The sequence below is a fragment of the Provencibacterium massiliense genome, from assembly GCF_900169495.1.
GTDB classification, from domain to species: Bacteria; Bacillota; Clostridia; order Oscillospirales; family Ruminococcaceae; genus Harryflintia; species Harryflintia acetispora.
Genome location: NZ_FWCH01000012.1, coordinates 1,112,931 through 1,139,319, shown reverse-complemented (window position 1 = coordinate 1,139,319; position 26,389 = coordinate 1,112,931). Strand labels below are relative to the sequence as shown.

The window sequence follows — 26,389 nt, the reverse complement described above, 5'->3', positions numbered from 1 at the left end:
TTAACAATGAATACGCTGAAATCCGTCCTGCCCAAGGCGGCAATCATCTTCGTGATCTTTTCCCTTCTGTGCGGGATCGTCTATACCGGGGTGGTCACAGGGATCGCACAGCTGATCTTCCCCTATCAGGCCAATGGAAGCATCATCGAGATCGACGGCAAGGCATACGGCTCGGCTCTGCTGGGTCAGCAGTTCACCGACGAGGGGCACCTCTGGGGGCGGATCACCAACCTGGACGTCTCCACCTACCGAGATGCGGACGGCCAGCAACTGGTCTACGCCGCGCCCTCCAACAAGACCCCGGCGGGCGAGGAACTCGAGGCGCTGGTGGCAGGGAGGGTCGAGAAGCTGCGGGCCGCCAATCCCGACATGGGGGATACCCCCATCCCGGTGGACCTGGTGACCTGCTCGGGCAGCGGGCTGGACCCGGACATCTCGCCCGCTGCGGCCGAATACCAGGTGGCGCGGATCGCGAAGGCGCGCGGCATTGGCGAGGACGAGGTCCGTGCGGCGATCGAAAGCTGCACCACCGGGCGCTTCCTCGGGCTGTTCGGGGAGGAGACGGTCAACGTGCTGAAGGTCAATCTGACGCTGGACGGGGTACTATAGTCTTATAAAAAAGGGAGTTTCTTTTGAAACTCCCTTTTCAATTGACTGGCGTTGGGGTAAAATCTTAATACAATCTTAATGCTTCTTTATCATTCCTTAACGCGAAATTTAACGGGGAGACGTTATACTGAAGGAAAAGGGGGTGGGACCATGCGGGAGGACAGGAGCAGCCCGGAGGAGCTGCTGCGGCAGATCAAGATGGAAGAGGATAAAAAGGGCCGCGGCAGCCTCAAGATTTTTTTCGGCTACGCGGCCGGGGTGGGCAAGACCTACGCCATGCTCAAGGCGGCGCATGCCGAACAGAAGCGCGGCTGCGATGTGGTGGTCGGCTATGTGGAGGCGCACGCCCGCCCGCAGACGGCGCAGCTGCTGCAGGGGCTGGAGCTGCTCCCTACCCGCCGGGTCGCGCACGGGGGGATCACCCTGTGTGAATTCGACCTGGACGCCGCGATCAAGCGCCGCCCGCAGCTGATCCTGGTCGACGAGCTGGCCCACACCAACGCCGAGGGCTGCCGCCACCTCAAGCGTTACCAGGATGTCAATGAGCTGCTCGAGCAGGGAATCGACGTCTACACCACCGTCAACGTGCAGCACATCGAGAGCCTCAACGACCTGGTCGCCTCCATCACCGGGGTCACCGTGAAGGAGCGCATCCCCGACTCGGTGTTTGACGGCGCCGACCAGGTCAAGCTGGTGGACATCGAGCCCAAGGAGCTGATCGAGCGCCTGGGCGAAGGGAAGGTCTATCAAAAGCCGCAGGCCGAGCGGGCGCTTTACAACTTCTTCACTGAGCAGAACCTCGTGGCGCTGCGGGAGATCGCCCTGCGCCGCACCGCCGACCGGGTCAACCGCATGGCGGAGCGCTCGGGCAGGCGGGCGGGCGGCTTTGCGGACGAACATATCCTCGTCTGCCTTTCCTCCTCGCCCACCAATCCCAAGATCATCCGCACCGCCGCCAGGATGGCCAGCGCCTTTCACGGCAACTTCACGGCCCTGTTCGTGGAGACGCCGGACTTCCCCGGCATGAGCGAGGAAAACCGGGGCCGGCTGCGGCGGAACATCCACCTCGCCCAGCAGCTGGGCGCGACCATCGAGACCGCCTATGGGGAGGACGTGGCCTTTCAGATCGCGGAGTTCGCCCGGCTGGCGGGCGTGTCCAAGATCGTGCTCGGGCGCAGCAGCGCCAGGCGCCGGCTGCTGCCGGGGCGCCCGTCGCTGACCGAGCGGATCACCCGGATTTCGCCGAGCCTGGATATCTACATCATCCCGGACCAGAACACCCCGCGCTATAAGCCCAAAAGACGCCCGGTGCAGCGGCCGAAGAATATACTTTTGGACCTTTGCAAGAGCCTTTTGGCGCTGGGAATCTCCACCGCCATCGGCTACCTGTTTGATTGCCTCGGCTTCAGCGAGGCCAACATCATCACCGTCTACATCCTCGGCGTGCTGGTCACGGCGGTCATCACCTCCCACCGGTCGTTCAGCCTGGTGGGGTCTCTCATTAGCGTTCTGCTCTTCAACTTCTTTTTCACCGAGCCGCGCTTTACCCTGAGCGCCTACGACGCGGGATATCCCGCGACCTTCCTGATCATGCTGGCCGCGGCGTTTTTGACCAGCTCCCTGGCCGCCAGGATCAAGCGCCAGGCGCGCCAGTCGGCCGAGACGGCCTTCCGCACCAAGATCCTCTTCGACACCAACCGCCAGCTGGGCAGCGAGCAGGATGCCGACGGGATCGTGTCGGTCACCTGCAACCAGCTGCAAAAGCTGTTGGGTAAGGATGTTATTTTCTACAGCGTGGGGGAGGAGGGGCTGCGCGCGCCGCAGTTCTTTCCGGCGCACCCGGGGATCGGCCCCGACGCGTACACCACCGGGAACGAGCGGGCGGTGGCCTCCTGGGTATATCACAACAACAAGCACGCCGGGGCGACCACCAACACGCTGGGGGACTCCAAATGCCTCTATCTCTCGGTGCGCGTCGGCACGCAGGTGTACGGGGTGGTGGGATTGGTGATCGGCGGCGCGCCGCTGGACGCCTTTGAAAACAGCATTGTGCTCTCCATCCTGGGCGAATGCGCGCTGGCGCTCAAAAACGAGAGAACCACCAGGGAGCGCGAGGAGGCCGCGCTGCTCGCCAAGAACGAGCAGCTGCGCGCCAACCTGCTGCGCTCGATCTCGCACGACCTTCGCACTCCCCTGACCTCGATCTCGGGCAACGCGGGGATTCTGCTTTCGAGCGAAGAGAGCATCGATAAGGGGAAGCGCCGCCAACTCTACGCCGACATCTACGACGACTCGCTCTGGCTGATCAACCTGGTGGAAAACCTGCTCTCGGTCACCCGCATCGAGGACGGCACCATGAAGCTGCGGCTGACCACCGAGCTGCTCGAGGAGATCATCGGCGAGGCGCTGCAGCATACCGACCGGCGGCGCAGCGAGCATGACGTGCAGCTGAAAGCCGACGGCTCGCTGCTGTTGGTCAAGGCGGATGCGCGCCTCATCATGCAGGTGGTCATCAACCTGGTGGACAACGCCGTCAAGTATACACCGCCCGGTTCGCAGATCGTCATCGAAACAAAGCGGGAGGGGACCATGGCCGTCGTGACGGTCAGAGATAACGGCGGTGGAATTTCGGACGAAGCGAAGAAGCACATCTTCGACATGTTCTATACCGCCGGCGCCGGGGCCGCCGACAGCCGCCGCAGCCTTGGGCTGGGGTTGGCGCTGTGCAAGTCCATCGTCACGGCGCACGGAGGGAACATCACGGTCGGCGACAACCAGCCGCACGGCGCGGTTTTTACCTTTACATTGCCCATGGAGGAGGTCATGCTGCATGAATAAGCCTTTGATTTTGGTGGTGGAGGACGACTCAGCCGTCAGAAACCTGATCACCACCACCCTGGAGACCCACAACTACCGCTTCCAGCAGGCGCCCACCGGGGAGGCGGCGATCCTGGAGGCGGTCTCCTACAACCCGGACGTCATCCTGCTCGACCTGGGGCTTCCCGACCTGGACGGGATCGAGGTCATCCGCAAGGTCCGCTCCTGGTCCAAGGTCCCGATCATCGTCATCAGTGCGCGCAGCGAGGACACCGACAAGATCGACGCACTCGACGCCGGGGCGGACGATTATCTGACCAAGCCCTTCTCAGTCGAGGAGCTGCTCGCACGCCTGCGTGTCACCTTCCGCCGGCTGGGGGATTCCCTCGGCGAGGCGGGGCAGGGGGCGGTGTTCCAGAACGGGGAGCTGCGGATCGACTACGCCGCCGGGTGCGTCTACCTGCAGGGGAGGGAGCTGCACCTGACGCCGATCGAATATAAGCTGCTCTGCCTGCTCGCGAAGAACGTCGGCAAGGTGCTGACCCACACCTACATCACCAAGGAGATTTGGGGCAGCGCATGGGACAATGATGTGGCGAGCCTGCGTGTCTTCATGGCGACGCTGCGCAAGAAGATCGAATCTGACCCCTCCGACCCGAAGTATATCCAAACCCATGTCGGGGTGGGCTACCGCATGCTCAAGGTATAGGCCTCACTGTCCGCCGAACAAAACAAGAGCGCCGCCGTCCTGTCGGACGGCGGCGCTTTTACAGTTTCAGATAATGGCCCGGCCCGGATCAGCTGAAGGTCGGCTGCTTGGGATCGGGATTCTCGGTCAGGTCCGCGGTCTCGGCAAACTGCTTGTCGGTGACCAGCTTAGCGAAGACGACGAAGCGCTGCTTGTTGTTGACCGAATAGGTGCCGTACTTGTAGGTACAAGTCGAGAGGGTGAGGATCTTGTCCTTGGTGGTGACCTCGACATTGTAGTCGTAGAGCGAGCGGTCGCGCATGTCGTTGATCAGCTTCATGTACTCCTCGTTGTTGTAGTTGGGATGGATGTAGCTGACCGGCTTTGCCTTGTCCTCGGTGTAGGAGACCGCGAAGATCTGATAGACGAAGTCCTCGTTCTCGGTGCTGACATAGACGTACGGATTCGCCTTGGCGAACTCGATGTCCTGGAAGTGGAACAACTGCGCGAACATCACGTCGTTCGGGTCGTCGGTGATCCCCATCGGGTTGCCCAGGTTGTGCCCATAGATGATGGTGTTGCGGGGCAGGTCGTCCTTGGTGCCGTCGCCGAAGTCGCACTCGAAGTCGGCATAGAGGCAACCGGCAAAGTCATAGACCTTCTGGGTGTTGCGGCGGTAGTAGAACTCGTTGTCGGTGGTCTGCACCACGACCTGGTTGATGGTGGTATTGGGGATCTCGATCCACAAAGTGGAGTCCGCGTTTGCGGCCTTGGCCTCGGCGAGCTTCTGGCGGTTCTCCTCGGGGACCTCGACCTGATAGGGGCTCGCCCGCAGCGGCGGCTCGAGGGTATTGACCCAGTGGGAGGGGTTCAGGCGCTCGGGCTCCTGGGGCTCGGTGGTCTTCTTACAGGCAGTCATCCCGCCCAGAATGGCGATGACCAGCAGGGCGGCTACGGACTTTTTGATGTTCGGGTTCATTCGCAAACTCCTTTAATGTTCAGTCTTTCTTTGGAAGGGGCAAGGCCCCGGAAAACAGCGCATATCACTTAAATAAACCACTACTAAATATAAAACCTGCACCGGTAAAAGTCAATGGTCTTCGGCATTTTGTTACCCAATTGTAGAAAATGCGCCAAACTCTGCCAAGGGCATGATTATGCCGGATTTTCCCCGCTGCCGGGGGAGGGGAGCAAAAGATTTGCGATCGACTCGGCCGCCTTCTTTCCCGCCCCCATGGCGAGGATGACGGTGGCGGCCCCGGTGACGGCGTCACCGCCCGCATAGACCCCCGGCTTGGTGGTGGCCATCTCCTCGTTGACGATGAGGCAGCCGCGCCTATCGGCCTGCAGCCCCTCGGTGGTGGTGCGGATCAGGGGGTTGGGCGAGGTGCCGATCGCCATGATGACGCTGTCCACCTCCATCTCGTACTGTGAGCCTGGAATTTCGACGGGGCTGCGCCGCCCCGAGGCGTCCGGCTCGCCAAGGCGCATTTTGACACATTCCATCCCGCGCACCCAGCCCTGATCGTCCCCGAGCAGGCGGGTGGGCGCGGTCAGCAGGCGAAACTCGATCCCTTCCTCCTTGGCGTGGTGGATCTCCTCGAGCCGCGCGGGAATCTCCTCCTCACCGCGGCGGTAGACGATGTAGACGCGCTCGGCCCCCAGGCGCATTGCGCAGCGCGCCGCGTCCATCGCCACATTCCCCCCGCCGATCACCGCCACCGATTTGGAGCGGATGATGGGGGTGTCATATTCGTCTTTATAAGCCTTCATCAGGTTGATCCGGGTGAGGAACTCGTTGGCCGAATAGACCCCGAGCAGCCCCTCGCCCTCGATCCCCATGAAGCGGGGCAGCCCCGCGCCCGAGCCGACGAAGACGGCCTTGTAGCCCATTTCGCCCAGCTCGTCGAGCGAGAGCGCGCGCCCGATGACCATGTCGGTCTCGATTTTTACGCCCAGCGCCCGCAGCGAGTCGATCTCCCGCTCCACGATCGCCTTCGGGAGCCTGAATTCCGGTATCCCGTAAACCAGCACGCCGCCGGCCTTATGGATGGCCTCGTAGATGGTGACCTCGAAGCCGCGCCGCGCGAGGTCACCCGCGCAGGAGAGCCCGGCGGGTCCCGCCCCGATCACGGCCACCTTGATCCCGTTCGGTTCGGCGCGCTTCGACGCGGCGGTACCATACTCCATGAAGTAGTCGGCCACGAAGCGTTCGAGCCGGCCGATGGCCACGCTCTCGCCCTTGATCCCCCGCACGCATTCCCGCTCGCACTGGTTCTCCTGCGGGCAGACCCGCCCGCAGACGGCGGGCAGGGCGTTGGTCGAGGTGATGATCTCATAGGCGGCAAGGAAGTCCCCCTGCGCGACCTTAGCGATAAACTCGGGGATGCGCACCGCGACCGGGCAGCCCTTCATGCAGGGGCGGTGCTTGCATTGCAGGCACCGCTGCGCCTCGAGCACGGCCATTTCGGGGGTGTAGCCGAGGGTCACCTCGTCAAAGTTTTTGTTTCGCACCTCGGGGGCCTGCGCGGGCATGGGGGTCTTTTGCATACTCATGTTAGGCATCGATTTCACCCGCCAATCTGCAAATATGGTTCGCGTCGACCTGCTCCTGCGCACGGTAGATCGCGTTGCGCCGCTGCAGCTCGTCGAAATCGACCAGGTGGCCGTCGAAGTCGGGGCCGTCCACGCAGGCGAATTTCAGCTCGCCCCCCACATGCACCCGGCAGCCGCCGCACATCCCGGTCCCGTCGATCATGATCGGGTTGAGGCTGACGGTGGTTTTGACTGCGTATTCCTTGGTGAGCGCGCAGACCGCCTTCATCATCGGCACCGGGCCGATGGCGATCACCAGGTCGTACCCCGAATCCGCCTCGAGCAGCTCGCGCAGCAGGTCGGTCACGAAGCCGTGCCGGCCGTAGCTGCCGTCGTCGGTGGCGATCAACAGCTCGTCGCAGGCGGCCTTCATCTCCTCCTCCAGTATGACGATGTCCCGGCTGCGGAAGCCCGCCACCACCTTGACCGTCGCCCCCTGCTCGTGCAGGAACCTGGCCTGCGGATAGGCGATGGCGCAGCCCACGCCCCCGCCGATGACGATGGCCTTATGTACCCCCTCGAGCTCGGTGGGCCGTCCGAGCGGCCCGACGAAGTCGAGGATGTCGTCCCCCACGTCGAGGGCTGCAAGCATCTTGGTGGTGCGTCCCACCGCCTGGAAGACGATGGTCACCTCGCCCGCCTTGCGGTCATAGGCCGCGACGGTCAGCGGGATGCGCTCGCCGTATTCATCCAGGCGCAGGATAATGAACTGCCCGGGCAGCACCTTGCGCGCGATATGGGGCGCGTGGACGCTCATCAGCGTCACAGCTTCATTCAGCGCGCGCTTCTCTACGATTTTATACAAACTGATCTCCTCCGTCACAGAACATACCGGCTTACAGATGGTTTGTGCAGGAAATCGTTACATTTCCTGCACATGGTCAGCTTATATTATACTGTATGCCCACCCGATTTGCAAGGCGCGCGGCCCCGATGGAGGATGAAAAAACCGCCAAAATGGCATGGGCGCGGGAATTGCGAATTGACTTCGCCGTCCATTGCTGCGATAATAAGGGTGCTTTTCACACATTCCAAAACGATGGAGATAGTCGATCATGATCAAAACCGGAATCTCAACCGCCTGCTTTTACCCCGCCCTCACCGAGCAATCCCTCGGCTATGTCGTCGAGAGCGGGGCCAAGGTGAGTGAAATATTTATCAACGCCCAGCAGGAATTTTGCCCTGCCTTCTTCGATTCGCTGCGCCGCCAGGCACAGGCTGCGGGGGTGGAGATCGTCTCGGTGCACCCCTATTCCTCCGGGATGGAGACCCAGCTCTTCTTTTCCGAGTATCCCCGCCGCTTGGAGGACGGGATGGAGATGTACCGGCAGGTCTTTTCCCTCAGCGCCGGGATCGGCGCGCGGTACGTCGTCTTCCACGGCGCTTATACCCACTGCCGGCTGCCTCAGAGGGAGATCTACGAGCGGTACTGGAGGCTGCACACCCTCGCCGAAAGGGAAGGGGTCACCCTGCTGCATGAGAACGTGGCGCGCTGCAAGAGCAAGGACCCGCAGTTTATACAGGGTATGCGGGACTACCTCGGGGATGGGGTGCGCTTCGTGCTGGACACCAAGCAGGCGGTGCGCGCGGGCTATACCGCCGCCGCCCTGCGCGAGGCGATGGGCCCCGCGCTGCGGCATGTGCATATCAGCGACTACGCCCCGGGGCAGGACTGCCTGCCGCCCGGCCGGGGGACGTTCGACATCGGCGGCTTCCTGCGCTCGCTGGAATCAAGCGGTTTTTCGGGTGCCGCGCTCGTGGAGGTTTACCGCGATAACTATCGAACGAGGGAGGAATTGTACGATTCTTACAAACTTTTGGCCTCGCTGGTGCCAAATGAGGGTTAGGTTCGATTTCATTCGACTTTAAAAGACAGTCGTTTTGTGACTTTTTACAATTTGGTCTGGAAAATATTTGTATTAACTCATAAGAAATGCGAGCTCGATACAAATTCCAACGAAAAATGGGCCTTTATTTTTGCCTCGATTCATGTATAATAATTGCCGAGCCCTTCGCGAGGAGCCCCTGCCCTTTCCGACCACTACCTGCCGGTCGGGGAGGGCACCTGTAACAAAGACAAAAAATCGAGACAAAATTGGAGGTAAGAGCATGTTTGAGGAAATTGAATACCGTGTGTATCGGGAGGAACTGGAGCTGGAGGGTATCGGCAGGTATACCGCTTTTGGCGTGGCGGGCTTCCGGGCGGGCGATAGGCGGGAGCCGGTCTGTCATGTGGGGGATATTTCGACCGAGCGCAGCGTCGCCGAGCGGCTGGCGGAGCTTTGCAACCGGAATATCCTCTCCCCGAGCCATCTGCTGGACGCCGCGCAGGATTTTTTGGACTCCGACGAATTTTAAGGTTGTGCATCCCGGCGCGCGATGGTATGATAGTGGCAAGAAATACCGCAGATGGAGGGCTTTGCCATGAAGTGTCCCTATTGCTTTTATCAGGAGAGCAAGGTGGTTGATTCCAGGCCGACGGACGACGGCGAGCGGATCCGCCGCCGCCGGGAGTGCCTGAGCTGCCTCAAGCGCTTTACCACCTACGAGGTGATCGAGACCACGCCGCTGATGGTGGTGAAGAAGGACCGCTCCCGCGAGCAGTTCAACCGCAACAAGATCCTCAACGGTCTGCTGCGCGCATGTGAAAAACGTCCGGTCTCCCTGGGGACGCTCGAGGGGATCGTGGACGACATCGAGCTCGCGCTGCAAAATTCCCTCGAGCGGGAGGTGCGCAGCGAACAGATCGGCGAGATGGTGATGGACCGCCTCAAGGGGGTGGACGAGGTCGCCTATGTGCGCTTCGCATCGGTCTACCGCCAATTCAAAGATATCAACTCGTTTATGGACGAGTTGAAAAACATCCTGGAGACGAAAGAAAAAGCATGATGAACGTGCAATAAAAAGGACGGCTGCAGCCGTCCTTTTTCATTTTTGGCGGGACGGTTTGACGGCCAATCGGAACAACAATCGAACCTGTTAGAATGGCGTGATAATGCGGTTTGAACGAGGTGAGAAAAAAGTCGAAAATTTCATTTTTTCCTAAAAATATTGTCGATTTCTGTTGACGGGACGACAAGATGACGCTATAATGAAACTACCGCATACAAAATGTAAAAGGCAAAGCTGGCGAAAGCCAGTGACGCAAAACTATAGGGCCTTGATTTGAAGGAACTTAACCCCTCCTTCAGATTGTGGCAGCCAGGTGCCATTTCTCGTATGGATAATTCTATTATCTGAATTTTATGTTTTGTACGGTGGTTTAGACATGAGGGAACACCCTGTGCGAATTTTTACATCGCTCGTCGTTGGGATCATGGCTATACACCTACATATGCCTTCATCTCCGCAGTTTGAGGTCCGGGCAGCTAATTTCAGACGCAGGCCGGAGGTTTACTCCAGCTTTCGGGCTATCGCCAGTTCGCTCCTGGCGCTATAGTTTTGCGTCGATTTCCCCCTCCGGGTCGTTTGAAAGACCCGACCTCAACAACCTGCCGCCCCCTGACCTACACAGGCCGGCAAACGACGCACATCGCCCGTCATGTCTGAACTTGAAAGCCGCATTGTAATTTTACAATGCGGCTTTTTTAATGTATGATAGGGGACAGGAAAAATTGGGAGGGATCACAACCTATGCGCATGCGCCGCAAGAAATGGGCGGTGCCCGAATTGACGGCCGCCCCCTTTTATATCAGGAACCCCGAGGAGCAGACCGGGCACTGGCGCGCGCTCTACGCGCGCGCAGAGCAGCCGCTGATGGTCGAGCTCGGGTGCGGCAAGGGGGGCTTTATCAGCCGGCTGGCACTGCAAAACCCGCAGTTTAATTTCCTGGCGGTCGATCTGATCGACGACATGCTCGGGCTCACCAAGCGGGCGGTCGAGCAGGCCTACCGGGAGGCGGAGCGCGAAATCGACAACGTCCTGCTCGCCCAGCAGGACATCGAGCGGATCACCAGAATCCTCGGGGAGCGGGACCAAGTCGAACGGGTGTACATCAACTTCTGCAACCCCTGGCCCAAGGCCGGGCACAAAAAGCGCAGGCTGACCCATCCAAAGCAGCTGCGCCTCTACCGGCAGTTTTTGGTCCCCGGCGGGCAGATTTATTTCAAAACGGACGATAGGGACCTCTTCGAGGATTCGCTTCGTTACCTCGACGAGACCGGATTTGTGGTGGAGTATCTCACTCGGGACCTGCATGCCAGCGGCTATCAGGGGAACATCGAGACCGAGCACGAGCGGATGTTTTCCGCCGAGGGAGTGCCGATCAAATTCCTGATCGCCACCATGGGCGGGCCACCGAAGGCGGAGGGATAGCCCGGCTATTTTCGGCCATCAATAAAAAAGCCGCGGATTCCGCGGCTTTTTTATTTCTGGGCACAAGCGAAGCAATATAAACGGCCTTGGCCGTAGAGATCGTAAAAAAATAGCTCTTTGAGCTGGTTTTGGTTATCCTTTTCAGCGGGAAAATGATCGTTAGCTACCGTTTCATGCGGTCAAAACAGGCGGCCAAATTTCCGTTTCCTGGTAAAACATTTCCACCCTTTGGAAAACCTATCCTAATTATATCCTGATCTGGGCGCTTTTTCAAGGGAAACCGACTGTTTTCGCTTGGCCCCTGAACCCCAAAGACCGACAGAAACGGTAGCTGGCGGTCTTTCTCAGAAAGGGGATCAGGATGAAACGACAGATGAAATGGGGGGCCCTGCTCGTATGCGCGCTGTTCGCGTTCACGGCGCACACCGCCTTTGCCGCGCAGGGAATGAGCGCCACGGGATATGAGAAGACTTATGGGATCAACATTCCCTTTACCCCCTCGCAGCGCACCAGCCGCTATACCTTTGCGGTCTATGAGGGGGAAACTGCCGGAGGGACGGCGCTGGTGCAAAAGGAACTGACCATCACCGAAGCGCAGACGCTCTTCCTCGCCCTTCCCTATGACTACGCCGCGCCGGAAACCTATACCCTGGCGGTGACCGCCCATCCAATGCCGGGACGGGAGGGTATGGACAAGGCCGCCACCAAAACCAGCGCCTTTACTACCGCTCCCACCTGCGGCCACACCGCCGACGCGGGCGGGTACCTGGCCGGGGATGGGAGTGAGCAGAGCCCCTATGTGGTCAGCACGCAGGCCCAGTTGAGCCATCTGCGGCAGCATAGCGCCGCCTGCTTCTGGCAGTCGCAGGACATTACCCTGAGCGGCACCTGGACTTCGATCCCCACCTTCAGCGGCAGCTACGACGGGGGCGGGCATATCATCTATGATCTGCAGGTCGCCAACAGCGCCGAAGGGGCATTGTTTCAGGATGTGACCGGGGCCTCCTTTTCCCGGCTGGGATTTGTCAGCCGCGGCGCGGATGTCGGAGCGGTCTATACCTCCGGGACCTTGGGACGCAACCTGAATCAGTGCACCATCGACCAGTGCTTCGTGGACGTCAATATCAACGGAGTGCCGAACCGCGGCTCGGACGTAGGCGGCTTTGCAAAAGCTTTAAACGATACCACCATCACCAATTCTTATTCGGCCAGCACGCTTTCCGGGAACGCGCTCTGTGCGGGGATGAGCTGTTACCTCCAAAACGGCACCATGAACAACTGCTATTCCGTCTCGTCCATCAGCGGCGGCTCGGCGGGCGTTGGAGGGATGATCACCACCTACAATCCGGTCAACCCGAAGGTGACAAACAGCTATTGGCTGCTCGGCCCCGCCTCCAGCCCGGGCGGCGGCGTTCGGATTACCGACAAGGCGCTCTTCGGGCAGGAGGCCACCTTTGCCGGGTGGGATTTTGAAAATATCTGGACGATGGGCACCGTCTATGCCGATGTGATCGGGGAGGAGATCACGGCCCCGGTGCTGCGGGCCTTCCAGCAGACGGGGGCGCGGGACTATAGCCTGCCGCAGGGAGCGGAGGATGAAACGGCGGGCCTGGGCTTTTCCGAATGATTTAGAGATTACCCGTTTTAAAAATTCCACTTGACCTTTTTGCCGCCAATAAGTATAATACGTGTTAGAACGACTGATTGGAGCGGGAAACATGGGAAAGGAAAACGGGAGGCTTGGGCGCGGCCAGATTGCGAACATGAATATCTGCTATCAAATGTATTCCCTGGATTATTTTTTTACCTCCACGAAACGGCTGGGGTTGAGCAGCATAGAGCTTTGGGGCGCGCCGCCCCACCTCGATCAGCGCTTTATCAGCAATGGGGAGCTTTACCGGCTGAAGCGGCGGGTTCGGGGAGAGGGACTGCGGATCGTTTGCTATACGCCCTTTCAAAACGGACGCGTTATCAACCTGGCCGACCGGGATAAAAGCTTCCGGGAGTTCAGCATCGGATGGCTGCGGCGTTCCCTCGAAATTGCTTCCTGCCTCGAAACGGATAAAATGTTGGTTACGGCCGGCCGCGGGCTGCTGGATGAGCCGGCCGCCGAAGCCTTCGAGCGGGCCGCCGACAGCCTGGGGCGGCTGGCCAAGACCGCCGGACGCTATGGGATTACACTGCTGCTGGAGCCCTTGCGGGAGGATGAAAGCAACCTGATTTGCTCCCTGGGGGAGGCCGCGCACATGCTGCGCCGGGTATCGGATCCCGCGCTCAAGGCGATGGCCGACACGTCGCCCATGTACGCCCAAGGGGAAAATTTTACCGGCTACAAACGGACGCTTCGGGATGACTTCGCCCATGTACACCTGGTGGACGGCGATCCCGACGGGCATCTCGCACTTGGGGACGGAAATCTGCCGCTAAAGAAATATCTGGAAGAATTGATCGAATTGGGCTATAATGGTACCATGACGCTGGAGCTGATCGCGGATGCCTATTTCAGGGATCCCGAAGCTCCGCTCAGGCGTTCCCTGCGATTCCTATCACCCTATCTGGAGGAAGACTGAATATGTATAAAGTGGATGGCTCAACCAGCAAGCCCCTGTACCTGCAGATCAAGGTCTACCTGCTGCAGCAGATCGCCAACGGCACGTTCAAGGTCGGGCAGCAGGTACCGTCTGAGGCGAAGCTGATGGATCAGTTTGGGGTCAGCCGGGTGACGGTGCGCGCGGCGATCTCCGAGCTGGTGGAGGAGGGGGCCCTGATCAAGCGGCAGGGCAAGGGCACCTTCGTCAACCAAAACAAGATGACGGAACCCCTGCGCGGCGGCGCGGGCTTTTATGAATCCTGCTACATCAACCATCTGTCCCCCTCCAGCAAGACCGTCCACGCCGAAATTGAGGAAATGCCGGGGAACATCAAGGAAGCCCTGGGGATCACCGGCGAGTCGATGGGCCTGCACTGCCGCTTTATCCGCTTTGTGGACAAGAGGCCCATCATGCTCGACGAGGTGTGGTATGTCCCCAGGTTCTTCTATTTGCTGGACGGCGACATCAACGGTGCGCTCTATCCGCTGATCCGCGAGCGGGAAAATTGCTCGCTGAGCATTGCGGGCGGCTATGTCGAAACCTGCCGCGCCACCCAGTCCGAGGCGGAGATGCTGAAAATAAAAAAGGACGATACCCTGTTGCTTGTGGTGACCGTCGTCAAGGACGACCAGTTTAGGCCGGTCCACTGGGGGAAGAAACTGATCCTGGGCGAGCGCTTCCGCCTTTTTATTTGAATATCCGCTAAAAAAACACACCCCTGAGAGAAATTTTTGTTGACATCCACGAGGGGGTGTGTTATATTAAACACAAATAATACGACTTAACACGTATTAAAAAGGAGGGCGGAATCACTGGGAGAGGGAAAAAACGGGTTGACGGTAGGGCCTGCACAGCCGGCCTTAGTGGAAGGAAAGGAAGGAAAGCAGATGAAAAAATCCATTCGTCTCTGGAGCGCGCTTTTGGGGCTGCTGCTGACCCTGTCGGCGGCGGGCTGCGGCGCTGGGCAGCAGGAGAGCGCCGGCAGTTCGCTGAGCTCGGGGGAGGCGAAGAGCCAAACGTCGGAGCCGGCGGACCAGTCCGAAGGGGAAACGATCAAGATTACCATCATGGATTACGGCGACTCGTATAAGCCCCAGCGCGACGCGGCGAACGAAGCCTATATGAAGGAGCATCCAAACCTGGAGATCGAGTACACGCTCACCACCCGCGCGCAGCTGACCAACACGATTCTCTCCGCAGTCAGCAGCGGAACGGCGCCCGACCTGTTCGCCATCCCCGACGGGATCACCCCCGCCCAGGCGGTCAGCGAGGGATGGTACCTGCCGATGAGCGACTATATGGAAAACGAGCAGGAGGTGTGGGACTCGTTCGTGGACGGGGCCATCACCGAGGGAAAATGCATGTTCGACGGCAAGGTGTATATGGTGCCCGAGTCCGGCGGCGCGCCGCACTGCATGGTGCTTTACAACAAGGACCTGTTCGCGGCGGCCGGGCTGGACCCCGAGGTGCCGCCCAAGACCTATTCCGAATTCCGCGAATATGCCCGGCGGATCACCGAGGCGGGCAACGGCCAGTTCTATGGAATTGTCGAGGGGGCCACCCAATCCGACCGCATGGCGCAAATTTTAGTTTGCTGGAGCGACCTGATCGGCGGCAGCTACCGGGTGGACAACAACCTCAACATCCGCACCGGCACGCCCGACTGGAACAACGAGGCGGTCTACCAGGTGTGCGAGCTGTGGAAGAATCTCTGCGAGGACGAAAGTCTCCATCCCAATACGGCGACCTACATCGCCCCGGACGCGCGCGCGGCCTTTGCCGGCGGGCAGGCGGGCATGATCGTCCAGGGCTGGTGGAACGTAGGGGTCTGGGAGGCGGAAAATCCTGAGCTCAACTATGGCGTGTTCGCCCCGCCCGTGCCGGACGGCGGCAGCTATACCGGCTGCATCCCGCGCATGACCGGCGACCCGTTCCTGGGGGTCTACTCCGGCACCAAGCATCCGCAGGAGGCGGTGGATTACCTGATCAATGTCATTTGCGGCAAGGACTTCCAGTCCGCCGCCGTCGCCGCCGGTGTGCACGACTCGCTGCTGCGCGACGTGAGCACCGAGGCCAGCGTCTTCGAGGCCTCCAAGGAATATTTTGCGCTGGGCAACGAGCTGGGACGAGTGATCCCCGAGTTTGAGGTGGCCAACCCCGACACCGCCATCGTGGTCAGCAAATTCCAGGAGGTGCACCCCAACCCGACGGAAATCTTCTCCGGTATTCTCAGCGGGCAGGTCACCGACTATAAGACAGCTCTGGCCCAGTATACCGAGGCGGCCACCGAAATGTGGGACAAGGCCCTGGCCGACGCCAATGCCGAAGGGCACAGCTTTACCACCGCGGATTTTGCCTTCCCGGATTGGGACCCGACGAGGAACTTTACGGTCGAGGACTATGCGGCGCTGAAAAAGTAAACGGACGGCGCGTGCGGCGGACTTCATCCGTGTGCCGCCCGCGTGAGGTCCAATAAGGGAAGGGGAGGCTTTTGATGACTGGCAAAATTCCAAAGAGACACAGAAGGGAAGCCGCCTGGTGCTATGCGTTCATGCTGCCGGCCATTGTCCTGTTCCTCCTGTTTCAGGGATGGCCGATCGTCGCCAGTGCCTATTATTCTCTCTTTGACTGGAGTGGGATCGGGGAAAATTTCAAATACGTGGGACTGGAAAACTACCTGGGCGTGCTCAAGGACAGCTATTTCTGGTCGGCTTTAAAAAACAATTACTATTTTACGGTCTGCGTCGTCCCGCTGCAGATGGTCATCGGGCTGGTCTTTGCGGTGGTCCTCAATGAGGGGAACGACAGGCTGTGCAACGCCTACCGCACGGTCTACTTCCTTCCCGTGGTCACCACGGCCGCGGTCATCGGGATCATCCTCTCGTTCCTCTTCAGCTTTGACGGGCCGGTCACCTATCTGCTCAGCTCTTTGGGGCTGTGCGACCCGGGCCACGGGTGGCTGGCCGATGCGTCCACGGCGATGAATACCGTGGTGGTGATCTATGTGTGGAAGAACGTGGGGGTCAGCATGGTCTACTGGCTGGCGGGGCTGCAGTCCATATCCAGGGACCTGTATGAGGCGGCCAAGATCGACGGGTGCGGCAGCTTCAAGCGCTTTCGCTACATAACGGCGCCGCTGCTCCTCCCGATCGGCGCGGTGATTTTTCTGCTGAACATCATCAGCTCCCTAAAGCTGTTCGACCTGGTCAAGACCCTGACGGACGGCGGGCCGTTTTTTAAGACGGACGTCATCGCCCTGTACATTTACCGCTATGCCTTTTCCAGCACGATGGGCGTGCCGCGCCTGGGGTACGCCTCTTCGGCGGCGATGGTGTTCGGAGCGATCACCATCGTGATCGCCCTGATCGTCTCGGGCGCCGCCGGCGCCGTCAAAAAGCTGACGCAAGTTTAAAAGGGGGGAGAAGATGCGTCTCGATTTGAATCGTACCAACACCCTGGCCAGGAGGCGGCGCTGTTTGATAGGCGTTATCAAATACGCCGTCCTGACGGCGGTGGCGCTCATATGGGTCTATCCGTTCGTCTGGATGGTCTCCGCCTCCCTCAAAACGAACAATGAGATTTTTGCCGATAAGCTCAGTTTGATCCCCCAGGCCGTCCAATGGGACAATTATGTGCGGGCCTGGAAGAACGCCAACTTCAGCCAGTATTTCGTCAACACCATCCATATCACCTTTTTCACAGTCGTGATCGTCCTGATCGTGACGATGATGATGGGCTACGCGCTGGGGCGCTTTCGCTTCCCTGGGAAGCGCGCGGTCATGGGCGTGATCGCCGCCTCCATGTTTATCCCCATGGGCTTCAACCTGATCCCGGTGTTTCGCCTGATCAAAAATATGGGCCTGATGAACAGCCGTTGGGGCGTCATCCTGGCCCAGGCGGGGTCGCTCAACGTGGTCTTTGTCATGATGTTTGCCAGCAGCTTCGCGCAGATCCCTAGGGAGCTGCACGAGGCGGCCCTGATCGACGGGTGCGGGTTTTTGCGGATTTTTTTGCAGATCATGGTGCCGCTGTCCAAGCCGATCATCGGCAGCGTGGTCATCATGCAGACCATCTGGTCCTGGAGCGAGTTTTTGCTCCCGCTGGTCCTGACCCTCAACAGCGCTTCGCTTCGCACGCTGGCGGTGGGGCTGTATTCGCTCAAGGGCGAGATCATGCTGGACTGGACGGGGCTTGCGGCAGGGGCGGCCATCGCGCTGCTGCCGATCATCGTGGTGTTCGTATTTTTGCAAAAATATTTTGTCGACGGCATCTCCGGCGCGGTCAAGGGATAGTATGCCGTATATTAATTCTAAAAAGGGGAGTCACAGCCATGCAAAAAGAAATCATGGAAATCAACCGTCAGCTCGAAGAAATCCGCGCCGCCCTCGCGGGCAAGGAATTTGACAGCCTTTTCTTTACCGGCTGCGGCGGGGGGCTGCAATATACCGAGCCCAGCAGGTACGCAGCGGCGGCCCAGTCCAAGAGGCTGCGCGTCTACGGCATGCCTGCGGCGGAGCTCATGGCGATGGACCCGGCCTGTCTTGGCGAACGCTCGATCGTCATCGTCTCCTCCTTAAACGGCGTCATGCCCGAGGCGGTGCAGGCGCTGCGGTGGGCCAATGAAAAGGGCGCGTTCACCATCGGCACCACCGCCTTCCCGGGCACGCCGGTGGACCGGGAATCCAAGACGTCTTTAATCTATCAGGAGGCGCGCGGCGCGCATCCGTACACCCAGATGTACGGGATCACCCTGCTGATCACCTTCACCATTTTGGATGTTCTGGAGGGGAACCGGACGATCAGCCGCCTCCCGGGACAGATGGAGCGCCTCGATGCGCTCTGCGCCAAGGCGGGCGAGGTTTATGGAGGGGAGAAGCTCGACGAGTTCATAGCGCGGTTTGCAAGCAAGAATATGATCTATGTCGTGGGCAGCGGCCCCAACTATGCCAACGCCTATTACCTGGCCACCTGCTACCTGTTGGAAATCCAGTGGATGGACGCCAGCCCGATCAATTCGGCGGAGTTTTTCCACGGCTGCCTCGAGATCGCGGACCGCTACTCCAACTTCGTCATGCTGGTGGGGGTGGGCGCGTCCCGGAAAATGGACGAACGTGCGCGCGACTTCATCGACCGCTTTTGCGACGGGATGTTTGTCGTCGACGCCGCGGACTACGATCTGTCAGCGATCGACGACGACCTGAAGCCCTATATTGCCCAGATCATCACCCACTATCTCATTGCGAGCGTCTTTATGCCCAGGCTCGCCGAGGCGAGGCACCATTCCCTGGACCGCCGCCGCTACTACGGGAAGATGGAATATTGATGGCAAAAAAGTAAGGCCGCGCTGCAAAAGGGTCCGTTTCTGGTTCATGCCCCTGGTACGCCGGGGGCATAGCTTTAGGGCCGATTGAGGGAGCGATGCAGATGATAAAACTAAAGATCGAATCCATGGGGAACGCGGGCCGCGGGGAGCTGGAGGCGCTCTGCGGCGCCGGCGCCCGGCTGCTGCCGGGGCTGTGGGCCGGAGACGAACGGTATCGGGACAGCATGGGCTGGCTGGACCCGGAGGAGTGGGCTCCGCCCGTCCGGGTGGAGCAGCTGCAGGGGAAGGCAAAAGAGGTGCGGGAGAAGGCGCAGGCCCTTGTCCTGATCGGGGTCGGCGGCTCCAACAAGGCGGCGAGGGCCCTCGTCACGGCTCTGGAGCCCGAAGGGATACCGATCGTCTATGCGGGGAACACGCTGTCCCCCCACAGCATGCGGCAGGTGATAGGCCAGTTGGAGGGGAAATCCTTCTACATAAACGTCATTGCCAAAAACTTCGAGACGCTGGAACCGGGCGTGGCTTTTCGCACCCTGCGGGCGGTGCTGGAGGGACGCTACGGCGGGGGAGCGGCAAAACGCATTTTGGTGACCGGCACGCCGGGCAGCCGGCTGCAGGAGATGGCCGGGGAAAACGGCTACGATTTTTTAACGTTTCCGGATAATATCGGAGGCCGTTATTCGGCGCTTTGCGACGTGGGGCTCTTCCCCATGGCGGCCGCCGGGGTGGACATTGCGCAGGTGGTGCGCGGGGCCGTCGAAATGCGCTGCGCCCTGCGCACCGACGGCAGCCCCCAAAACCCCGCGGTGCGGTATGCGGCGTTTCGGAATCTATGGTACCAGCAGGGCAAGCGCCTGGAGATGCTCTCCATCTTTGAGCCGCGCCTGGGGTATCTTGGCGAATGGTGGGTGCAGCTGTTCGCTGAAAGCCAGGGCAAGCGCGGGATGGGACTGTTTCCGGTTCTCTCAAAATATTCGGAGGACCTGCACTCGGTCGGACAGTATGTACAGGAGGGCGCTCCCATCCTTTTAGAAACCTTTTTGCAGGTCGAGGACCCGGAAGCCGACGTGAGCGTGCCGCCGAGTCTTGTCCAGGACGGGTTTCAGTACCTGGAGGGCAAGGATTACCGCTTCCTCAACCGCGCCGCCGAAGAGGCGACCATGCAGGCCCACTCCTCCCGGCTGCCCTGCCTCAGGCTCTCTGTCCCGAGGATCGATGCCTACCACCTGGGACAGCTGCTTTATTTCTTTGAATTCAGCTGCTACCTGTCCAGCGAGATGCTGGGGGTCAATCCGTTTGACCAGCCGGGGGTGGAGGCCTACAAGCAGGCCATGTCCAGACGGCTGAGGGGCGAAGCCATCTGAGCGGCGCCGGGGCGCACTGGACGGTTGCGGCACGCAGCCGCCGGGAGGACAAGAAATGAAATACATCTATACCAATTTAAAGCGCTTTGACATCCCTGTACGGCTGGCCGGGGTAAACAGGCTCGCCCCGGCCGGCTGCTGGGGGGCGCAGATTGTCGAGCGGCTGCAGGACGAAATAGAGCGGTATTCCGGGAAGGCGCGGTTCACCTTCTTTTTCCCGGAGGCGCACCTGATCACAGCCGCAAACGCAAAAAGGCTGGGCTCCCCGCTGCAGATCGGCTGCCAGGGCGTCTGCCGCGAGGATGTGGCGCCCGGCGGCAATTTCGGGGCGTTCACGACGAACAGGCCGGCGGCCGCGGCAAAGGCACTGGGCTGCGGGGCCGTATTGATCGGCCACTGTGAGGAACGCGCGGACAAGGCGGGGATTTTGGCCGAAGCGGGCGTGTCAAACGAGGGGGCGGTCAACCGGATTTTAAACCAGGAAATCCGGGCCGCGGTGGGCAGAGGCCTCGACGTGCTTTACTGCATAGGGGAAAGAGCCGAACAGCAGGAGCGCTGGCAGGAGGTGCTCGCCGGGCAGCTGGAAATTGGACTGCGGGGCGCTGGTGGCGGACACATCGCCATCGCCTATGAGCCGGTCTGGGCCATCGGCCCCGGGAAAGCGGCGCCGGACCGGGACTATATCCAAAGGGCCGCGCGCTTCGTCAAGGAAGCTACCGGCGGCTTGCCGGTGGTATATGGGGGCGGGCTCAAGGAGCAGAACGCCGCCATGCTGGCTTCCATCCCGGAAATCGACGGCGGGCTGATCGCCCTCACGCGTTTTTCGGGCGAGATCGGGTTCTATCCCGAGGAATACCTGCAAATCGTGCGCCGGTACCTGGGGAAATGAGAAAGGGGGACTTTTGTTGCAGCTGGAATTTGAATACGGCCATGGCCTTATGAAGGCGCGGCTGCCCGACACGACCGACATCTTTATCCCCGGGGAGACGGTACCCGATCCCCCGCATATCCCGGAGGACCAGGTGAAGGAAGCGACTTGGGACAGCATACGCAATCCCATCGGAATGGAGCCACTGTCAAAGCTGGCTCATAAGGGCTCCAAATGCGTCATCATCTTCCCCGACCGGGTGAAGGGCGGGGAGCAGGAAAGCGCGCATCGCAAGGTGAGCATCCCGATCGTCCTCGAGGAGCTTTACGCCGCCGGGGTGGAGAAGCGGGACATCCTGCTCCTCTGCTCCAACGGCCTGCACCGGAAAAACACCGAGAAGGAGCTTCTGGGCATTCTGGGCCAACCGCTCTTCGATGAATTCTGGCACAGCGGGCAGATCGTCAACCATGACAGCGAGGACTGGGACCACCTCGTCGACCTGGGCCTCACCCCGCGCGGGGACCCGGTAATCATGAACAAATATGTCTACGACGCCGACGTCGCCGTGCTGATCGGACATACCCAGGGGAACCCCTACGGGGGCTATTCGGGCGGTTATAAGCACTGCGCCACCGGGATCACCCACTGGAGGAGCATCGCCTCCCACCATGTGCCAGGCGTCATGCACCGGCCCGAATTTGTGCCGGTGAGCGGCGGGAGCCTGATGCGCACCAAGTTCGATGAGATCGGGATGTACATGGAGAAGAGGATGGGGAAAAAGTTTTTCTGCTGCGATGCGGTGCTCGACAGCGATTCCCGGCAGATAGCGGTTTTTTCCGGCTATGCGGCGGCGATCGAGCCGCTCAGTTGGCAGGTGGCCGACCGGCGCACCTACGTCCCCTGGGCGCAGAAAAAATACGACGTGTTGGTCTTCGGTATGCCCCAGTCCTTCCACTACGGCGACGGGATGGGCACCAACCCCATCATGCTCATGCAGGCGCTTTCCGCGCAGGTTATCCGCCATAAGCGGGTGATGAGCGATCGCTGCGTTATCATTTGCTCGTCGACCTGCAACGGGTTTATGAACGAGGCGCTCTGGCCCTACCTCCCCGCGCTCTACGAGCAGTACCAGCGCGGCGGCATGCAGACCCTGCCCGACCTTTGCCGGCTGGGGGAGTACTATGCCACCGACGGGGAGTATATCCGCCGGTACCGCTACGCCAATGCGTTCCATCCCTTCCACGGCTTTTCGATGGTCAGCTGCGGGCACCTGGCCGAGCGGCACACCGCGGCCATCTATCTGGTGGGGGCCGAGCAGCCCGGCCTGGCGCGGGGGATGGGGCTCAAAACCCGCGCCACCTTCGAGGAGGCGCTGGAGGATGCCAAGCAAAAATATGTGGGGGAAACCCCCAATATCCTCGCCCTGCCGAAGACCTTTACCAGGGCGGCGGTACACCTGTGCCTCAAGGAGCGGGAATACCCGGGTACCGTCAGCAGCGCGCTGGCGGAGTTATCCCACCAAGCGGAGGTACCCTGATATGGAAAACAATATGTTGATCATTCATGGCGGCGCCCCCACGGCTGTGATGAACGCCTCCCTGTACGGTGCGGTAATGGAGGCGAAAGACAGCGGGAAGGTCGCGGCCGTGTTGGGCGCGCGCGGCGGGGCGCTGGGGGTGCTCCGGGAGGATTTTATCCGGCTGGACAACATCCCGGAGTATGCCCTTCGCGGGCTGCTAAGAACCCCCGCCTCGGCCATCGGCACCTCCCGGGACCATTTGAAGCCGGAGGATTACGGGCAGATGGCGCGGGTCCTGCGCGAGCGCCACATTGGATATGTCCTTTACAACGGCGGCAACGGCTCGATGGATGCCTGCGGGAAGCTGGCCAGGGCCTGCGCCGGCGCGGGGATATGCGTCGTGGGGATCCCCAAGACCATCGACAACGACCTTGCCGTGACCGACCATGCCCCCGGCTTCGGCAGCGCAGCGCGCTACCTGGCGGCGACGGTGCGGGAGGTGTCCGAGGACGTGCGTTCCCTGCCGATCCATGCCTGTGTGATCGAGGCGATGGGGAGAAACGCCGGCTGGCTGGCTGCCGCCTCCGCCCTGGCGCGAAGCGGGGAGGGGGACGGCCCCCACATGATCCTCTGCCCGGAGGCGCCATTCGAGGAGGAGGCGTTCTTAAGCGAAGTTGAAAGGCTGGCACGGCGGCACGGCGGAATTGTGATTGTGGCCAGCGAAGGGCTGTGTCATAAGGATAAAAAACCGGTCGTCGAGCCGGTATTCCGGTCGGGCCGCTCGGTTTATTACGGCGATGTCAGCGCGCATCTCTGCTCCCTGATCATCCGGAACCTGGGGATCAAGGCGCGCGGCGAGAAGCCGGGGATCTGCGGGAGGGCATCGATCGCCTGGCAGTCCGGCGTCGACAGGCTTGAGGCCGAATTGGCCGGGCGGGAAGCGGCCAAGGCCGCGCTGAGCGGGCATACCGAAGTCATGGTGGGTTTTGAGAGGAGGCCGGGCGGCGGGTATCGGATCGTCCCCAGGCTGATCCCGATCCGGGAGGTCATGCTCCACGAACGCACGCTGCCCAAAGAGTATCTCGCCCCCGGGCAAATGGATGTGACAAAAAATTACCTGGACTGGTGCCGGCCCCTGGTGGGGGAGCTGCCGGACGACTTTTTCAGGATTCCGGCATGAGCGAAAACAGGTCCGCAGGAGCACCCTCCTGCGGACCTGTGGCCTATGCTTTCTCCGATTCATTTTTATTGTAGCGATGCATGAGCTTCTTATGCACCATGATCCCAAGCAGGGAGACGGCTCCCATCACCGCGAAGATCAGCACGGTGCCCCAGAGGTTGCCGCTGATCAGAGTGGCGCCCGCCCAGGTGGAGCTCAAAATCGAGGGGATCCGCGCGAAACAGGCGATGAAGAGGAAGCGGGTCGGCTTGATCGGCGTGATCCCCGCCACGTAGGTCAAAATGTCCTTGGGGGTGCCGGGGATGAAAAACAGGATGAAGGTGATCGTCTCGAGCCGCTCGGTATTCTGCAAAAAGCGGTAGCCCCGCAGCTTTTCCTCTCCAAAGACCCATTTGATGAGCGCGCTGCCCAGCAGCCGCACCGCCCAGAAGACGATCAGCGAGCCGATCAGCACCCCCAGCATGCAGGTCAGCAGCCCGCCCCAGGTGCCGTAGAGCACCCCGGTCAGCACCTCGACCGGCTCGCCCGGAATGATGGCCACCACCACCTGCACCACCTGCAGCCCCAGCACCATCAGCCAGCCGAGCACCCCCAGCGAGGAGACCCATTCCTGGAAGCGCGCCTGCGCCTCAGGCTTGGAGAGGGCTGAAAAATAAGGCCATAGCCAGAGAGTGATTCCCGCCATCAGCAGGGCCAGAATCACGACTGCGATCAGCAGAAATGTTTTTTTCTTTTTATCCGGTTGTCCTTCCATCTCGGTCCCCCAAATTTACACATCATTCTGATACTAGACTATACCATAAATGGGACGGTATTCGCAACCGCGTGTGAACAATATGAAAACATCCGGCGCTTTTCTTTTGCAGGGAAATATACTATAATGGTATCCAGTACAGCACAGGAAAGGTTGGGGTGTTTTGCAGGGGAATATTTTCACCGCGGGGGTCGCGCCCGGCGCGCCCACCAATGATTTTGAGATAAAATTTTTGATCTGCCACCTGCTCGAGCAAGCGGGGGAGCCGGTCACCTTCGGGCAGCTGGCCACCACGTTTCAAAAGACAGGGTACGTCAACTATTTCGAGTTCTCCTCCCTGATGAGCGAGATGCTCGAGCAGGGGCATCTGCGCATGCTCGGGGAGGGCGGCATGGCCTACGAGCTCACCGAGCACGGGCGAAGCACGGCAAAGCAGTTTTACAAGGATGTGCCCCTCGCGGTGCGGGAGCGCTGCGAGCGGGAGCTTCAGCGCCAGCTCACCCTCGGGCGGCGCATGCGGGAAAACAGCGTCGTGATAAGACCCGAGGGGGATGGCTACGTCATCACCTTGGAGATACCGGACATCGGCGCATCGCTGATGAAGCTCTCTCTCTTCGTCCCCACCAAAGAGCTCTGCGAGCAGGTCAAACGGCGCTTCCTCAACGACCCGCAGCTCACCTATAAGGGGGTCATCGCTCTGGTGACCGGGGACCTTGGGACGGTGGGCAGCCTGATCCCCAGTGGGGAAGAGCTTTTCGACTAACAGATTCTGGCAAAATAGGCGGACAAACCTGTTAAACTTTGGTCAAATTTGCAAAATTTTTTGGTTTGTGCTATAATTCACCTTACGAATGAGGAAAGGGGTTGCGACACAGGTGAAATACACCATCTCCACCGGGTCCTCCATGGCGGTCATCGACAGCTTTGGGGCGCAGCTTCTGTCCCTGCAGGACGTGCTGGGCAACGAGTACCTATGGCAGCGCGATCCGCAGTTCTGGGCCAAGACCGCGCCGGTGCTGTTTCCGGCGGTCGGGGAGCAGAAGGGCGGCAAGGCCGTTTTTTCGGGCGTGGCATATGATATGCCCCGCCATGGCTTTGCGCGGGACAACGAATTCGAGGTCTGTGCGCAGGAGAAGGATGCGATCAGCTTCCTCCTTCGCGACAACGAGCAGACGCGCCGCATGTATCCGTTCGGCTTCGAGCTGGTGGTAGGCTTCAAGCTGGGCGGCGACGGGCTCGAGACGCGCTACACCGTCAAAAACACCGGGGAGGGGGAGTTGCCGTTTTGTATCGGCGGCCATCCCGCTTTTAACTGTCCCGTTTACGAGGGCGATGTGTTTAGTGACTATGAGCTGCGCTTCGAGAAGCCGGAAACGGTGCGCTGCCCGGTGTTCGAGGGCGGGCTGATGAATTTTTCAAAGGCGTACGACCTGCTGAGCGGACGGGATGTCCTGCCGCTGAGCTATGATCTGTTCGACGGCGATGCACTGGTTTTCGACGGCCTCATTAGCCGCCGGATCACCCTCATCAGCCGCCGCAGCCGCAGGGGGGTCCAGTTCGACTTTGGAGACTATTCCACCGTCGCGTTCTGGACGCCGCCGCACAAACAGGCGCCGTTTCTCTGCTTTGAGCCATGGTTTGGGATGGCGGGCAGGGACGATGACAAAGGCGAGGAGTTTAGAGATAAAAAAAATTGCGTAAAGCTGGCCCCTAACGGGGAGTGGAGCGCGGCTTACTCCGTCACCTTTATCTAAGGGCGTAAATTTGGTT

24 protein-coding genes and 1 riboswitch are annotated in these 26,389 nt (G+C 60.4%); of the genes, 20 read left to right on the top strand and 4 right to left on the bottom strand.

What is annotated here, in order from left to right; translation table 11 throughout:
- Positions 1–6: 6 nt before the first annotated feature.
- From kdpC to B5477_RS10540, 3 genes are all read left to right on the top strand, one after another.
- Positions 7–609 carry a potassium-transporting ATPase subunit KdpC gene (kdpC, locus tag B5477_RS10550; RefSeq protein ID WP_079699655.1) on the top strand — a complete coding sequence of 201 codons (603 nt, stop codon included), beginning with the start codon at positions 7–9 and terminating at the stop codon, positions 607–609.
- A 150-nt stretch (positions 610–759) separates the two neighbouring features.
- Positions 760–3,447: a sensor histidine kinase gene (locus B5477_RS10545; RefSeq protein WP_079699654.1), complete on the top strand. Its 2,688-nt coding sequence runs from the start codon at positions 760–762 to the stop codon at positions 3,445–3,447.
- Positions 3,440–4,135 (top strand): response regulator, encoded by a 696-nt coding sequence (locus B5477_RS10540; protein ID WP_079699653.1) that lies wholly within the window; start codon positions 3,440–3,442, stop codon positions 4,133–4,135. Before B5477_RS10545 ends, B5477_RS10540 begins: the two co-directional genes overlap by 8 nt.
- An 88-nt stretch (positions 4,136–4,223) precedes the next feature.
- On the opposite strand, the gene B5477_RS10535 is transcribed toward B5477_RS10540, so the two are convergent.
- The 3 genes from B5477_RS10535 to B5477_RS10525 form a co-directional block, all read right to left on the bottom strand.
- A complete protein-coding gene (locus B5477_RS10535) occupies positions 4,224–5,093 on the bottom strand; it encodes a class B sortase (RefSeq protein WP_079699652.1) in 870 nt (289 codons plus the stop codon).
- A 176-nt stretch (positions 5,094–5,269) separates the two neighbouring features.
- The gene (gltA, locus tag B5477_RS10530) at positions 5,270–6,679 is read right to left on the bottom strand and encodes an NADPH-dependent glutamate synthase (protein ID WP_079699651.1); all 1,410 of its coding nucleotides are present in this window, start codon (positions 6,677–6,679) and stop codon (positions 5,270–5,272) included.
- A complete protein-coding gene (locus tag B5477_RS10525) occupies positions 6,672–7,514 on the bottom strand; it encodes a sulfide/dihydroorotate dehydrogenase-like FAD/NAD-binding protein (protein ID WP_079699650.1) in 843 nt (280 codons plus the stop codon). The genes gltA and B5477_RS10525 overlap by 8 nt, the downstream gene beginning before the upstream one ends.
- Positions 7,515–7,764: 250 nt before the next feature.
- On the opposite strand from B5477_RS10525, the gene B5477_RS10520 reads away from it, so the two are divergent.
- The 15 genes from B5477_RS10520 to B5477_RS10450 all read left to right on the top strand — a co-directional run bounded on the left by B5477_RS10520 (position 7,765) and on the right by B5477_RS10450 (position 23,865).
- A complete protein-coding gene (locus tag B5477_RS10520) occupies positions 7,765–8,556 on the top strand; it encodes a sugar phosphate isomerase/epimerase family protein (protein WP_079699649.1) in 792 nt (263 codons plus the stop codon).
- 262 nt (positions 8,557–8,818) lie between these two features.
- Complete coding sequence (locus tag B5477_RS10515) at positions 8,819–9,067, top strand: DUF6514 family protein (protein ID WP_079699648.1); 249 nt, start codon at positions 8,819–8,821, stop codon at positions 9,065–9,067.
- 66 nt (positions 9,068–9,133) lie between these two features.
- A complete protein-coding gene (nrdR, locus tag B5477_RS10510) occupies positions 9,134–9,598 on the top strand; it encodes a transcriptional regulator NrdR (protein ID WP_079699647.1) in 465 nt (154 codons plus the stop codon).
- A gap of 220 nt (positions 9,599–9,818) precedes the next feature.
- Positions 9,819–9,922: riboswitch (cyclic di-GMP riboswitch) on the top strand.
- A 420-nt stretch (positions 9,923–10,342) separates the two neighbouring features.
- Positions 10,343–11,023, top strand: a complete 681-nt coding sequence (gene trmB, locus B5477_RS10505) for a tRNA (guanosine(46)-N7)-methyltransferase TrmB (protein ID WP_079699646.1) — start codon at positions 10,343–10,345, stop codon at positions 11,021–11,023.
- Between the two features lie 361 nt (positions 11,024–11,384).
- Positions 11,385–12,650 carry a hypothetical protein gene (locus tag B5477_RS10500; protein ID WP_079699645.1) on the top strand — a complete coding sequence of 422 codons (1,266 nt, stop codon included), beginning with the start codon at positions 11,385–11,387 and terminating at the stop codon, positions 12,648–12,650.
- A gap of 91 nt (positions 12,651–12,741) precedes the next feature.
- Positions 12,742–13,593 carry a TIM barrel protein gene (locus B5477_RS10495; RefSeq protein ID WP_079699644.1) on the top strand — a complete coding sequence of 284 codons (852 nt, stop codon included), beginning with the start codon at positions 12,742–12,744 and terminating at the stop codon, positions 13,591–13,593.
- A gap of 2 nt (positions 13,594–13,595) precedes the next feature.
- Complete coding sequence (locus B5477_RS10490; protein ID WP_079699643.1) at positions 13,596–14,309, top strand: GntR family transcriptional regulator; 714 nt, start codon at positions 13,596–13,598, stop codon at positions 14,307–14,309.
- A gap of 192 nt (positions 14,310–14,501) precedes the next feature.
- Positions 14,502–16,034 carry an ABC transporter substrate-binding protein gene (locus tag B5477_RS10485; RefSeq protein ID WP_079699642.1) on the top strand — a complete coding sequence of 511 codons (1,533 nt, stop codon included), beginning with the start codon at positions 14,502–14,504 and terminating at the stop codon, positions 16,032–16,034.
- A 74-nt stretch (positions 16,035–16,108) separates the two neighbouring features.
- Positions 16,109–17,026, top strand: coding sequence for a carbohydrate ABC transporter permease (locus B5477_RS10480; protein ID WP_079699641.1), 918 nt, complete (start codon positions 16,109–16,111; stop codon positions 17,024–17,026).
- Positions 17,027–17,090: 64 nt separating this feature from the next.
- Positions 17,091–17,906, top strand: a complete 816-nt coding sequence (locus tag B5477_RS10475) for a carbohydrate ABC transporter permease (RefSeq protein WP_242942187.1) — start codon at positions 17,091–17,093, stop codon at positions 17,904–17,906.
- Between the two features lie 38 nt (positions 17,907–17,944).
- The gene (locus tag B5477_RS10470) at positions 17,945–18,937 is read left to right on the top strand and encodes an SIS domain-containing protein (protein WP_079699639.1); all 993 of its coding nucleotides are present in this window, start codon (positions 17,945–17,947) and stop codon (positions 18,935–18,937) included.
- A 101-nt stretch (positions 18,938–19,038) separates the two neighbouring features.
- Entirely contained in the window at positions 19,039–20,298 is a 1,260-nt protein-coding gene (locus B5477_RS10465) for a glucose-6-phosphate isomerase (protein WP_079700463.1), read from the top strand.
- A gap of 55 nt (positions 20,299–20,353) precedes the next feature.
- Complete coding sequence (locus B5477_RS10460) at positions 20,354–21,187, top strand: triose-phosphate isomerase (RefSeq protein ID WP_079699638.1); 834 nt, start codon at positions 20,354–20,356, stop codon at positions 21,185–21,187.
- 16 nt (positions 21,188–21,203) lie between these two features.
- Positions 21,204–22,703 carry a lactate racemase domain-containing protein gene (locus B5477_RS10455; RefSeq protein WP_079699637.1) on the top strand — a complete coding sequence of 500 codons (1,500 nt, stop codon included), beginning with the start codon at positions 21,204–21,206 and terminating at the stop codon, positions 22,701–22,703.
- Between the two features lies 1 nt (position 22,704).
- Positions 22,705–23,865, top strand: a complete 1,161-nt coding sequence (locus B5477_RS10450; protein WP_079699636.1) for a diphosphate--fructose-6-phosphate 1-phosphotransferase — start codon at positions 22,705–22,707, stop codon at positions 23,863–23,865.
- 43 nt (positions 23,866–23,908) lie between these two features.
- On the opposite strand, the gene B5477_RS10445 is transcribed toward B5477_RS10450, so the two are convergent.
- Positions 23,909–24,619, bottom strand: a complete 711-nt coding sequence (locus B5477_RS10445) for a TVP38/TMEM64 family protein (protein ID WP_079699635.1) — start codon at positions 24,617–24,619, stop codon at positions 23,909–23,911.
- Positions 24,620–24,782: 163 nt separating this feature from the next.
- Here B5477_RS10445 and B5477_RS10440 point away from each other — a divergent pair, with 163 nt between their 5' ends.
- Both B5477_RS10440 and B5477_RS10435 read left to right on the top strand, forming a co-directional pair.
- Complete coding sequence (locus B5477_RS10440) at positions 24,783–25,382, top strand: DUF4364 family protein (protein ID WP_079699634.1); 600 nt, start codon at positions 24,783–24,785, stop codon at positions 25,380–25,382.
- A 112-nt stretch (positions 25,383–25,494) separates the two neighbouring features.
- Positions 25,495–26,373 carry an aldose 1-epimerase family protein gene (locus B5477_RS10435; protein WP_159449007.1) on the top strand — a complete coding sequence of 293 codons (879 nt, stop codon included), beginning with the start codon at positions 25,495–25,497 and terminating at the stop codon, positions 26,371–26,373.
- Positions 26,374–26,389 lie beyond the last annotated feature (16 nt).

Coding starts and splice junctions, on each gene's coding strand:
- B5477_RS10545 (WP_079699654.1), top strand. CDS start 760: ATGCGGGAGGACAGGAGCAGCCCGGAGGAGCTGCTGCGGCAGATCAAG.
- B5477_RS10500 (WP_079699645.1), top strand. CDS start 11,385: ATGAAACGACAGATGAAATGGGGGGCCCTGCTCGTATGCGCGCTGTTC.
- gltA (WP_079699651.1), bottom strand. CDS start 6,679: ATGCCTAACATGAGTATGCAAAAGACCCCCATGCCCGCGCAGGCCCCC.
- B5477_RS10470 (WP_079699639.1), top strand. CDS start 17,945: ATGCAAAAAGAAATCATGGAAATCAACCGTCAGCTCGAAGAAATCCGC.
- B5477_RS10495 (WP_079699644.1), top strand. CDS start 12,742: ATGGGAAAGGAAAACGGGAGGCTTGGGCGCGGCCAGATTGCGAACATG.
- trmB (WP_079699646.1), top strand. CDS start 10,343: ATGCGCATGCGCCGCAAGAAATGGGCGGTGCCCGAATTGACGGCCGCC.
- B5477_RS10460 (WP_079699638.1), top strand. CDS start 20,354: ATGAAATACATCTATACCAATTTAAAGCGCTTTGACATCCCTGTACGG.
- nrdR (WP_079699647.1), top strand. CDS start 9,134: ATGAAGTGTCCCTATTGCTTTTATCAGGAGAGCAAGGTGGTTGATTCC.
- B5477_RS10480 (WP_079699641.1), top strand. CDS start 16,109: ATGACTGGCAAAATTCCAAAGAGACACAGAAGGGAAGCCGCCTGGTGC.
- B5477_RS10535 (WP_079699652.1), bottom strand. CDS start 5,093: ATGAACCCGAACATCAAAAAGTCCGTAGCCGCCCTGCTGGTCATCGCC.
- B5477_RS10490 (WP_079699643.1), top strand. CDS start 13,596: ATGTATAAAGTGGATGGCTCAACCAGCAAGCCCCTGTACCTGCAGATC.
- kdpC (WP_079699655.1), top strand. CDS start 7: ATGAATACGCTGAAATCCGTCCTGCCCAAGGCGGCAATCATCTTCGTG.
- B5477_RS10450 (WP_079699636.1), top strand. CDS start 22,705: ATGGAAAACAATATGTTGATCATTCATGGCGGCGCCCCCACGGCTGTG.
- B5477_RS10465 (WP_079700463.1), top strand. CDS start 19,039: ATGATAAAACTAAAGATCGAATCCATGGGGAACGCGGGCCGCGGGGAG.
- B5477_RS10445 (WP_079699635.1), bottom strand. CDS start 24,619: ATGGAAGGACAACCGGATAAAAAGAAAAAAACATTTCTGCTGATCGCA.
- B5477_RS10540 (WP_079699653.1), top strand. CDS start 3,440: ATGAATAAGCCTTTGATTTTGGTGGTGGAGGACGACTCAGCCGTCAGA.
- B5477_RS10515 (WP_079699648.1), top strand. CDS start 8,819: ATGTTTGAGGAAATTGAATACCGTGTGTATCGGGAGGAACTGGAGCTG.
- B5477_RS10485 (WP_079699642.1), top strand. CDS start 14,502: ATGAAAAAATCCATTCGTCTCTGGAGCGCGCTTTTGGGGCTGCTGCTG.
- B5477_RS10520 (WP_079699649.1), top strand. CDS start 7,765: ATGATCAAAACCGGAATCTCAACCGCCTGCTTTTACCCCGCCCTCACC.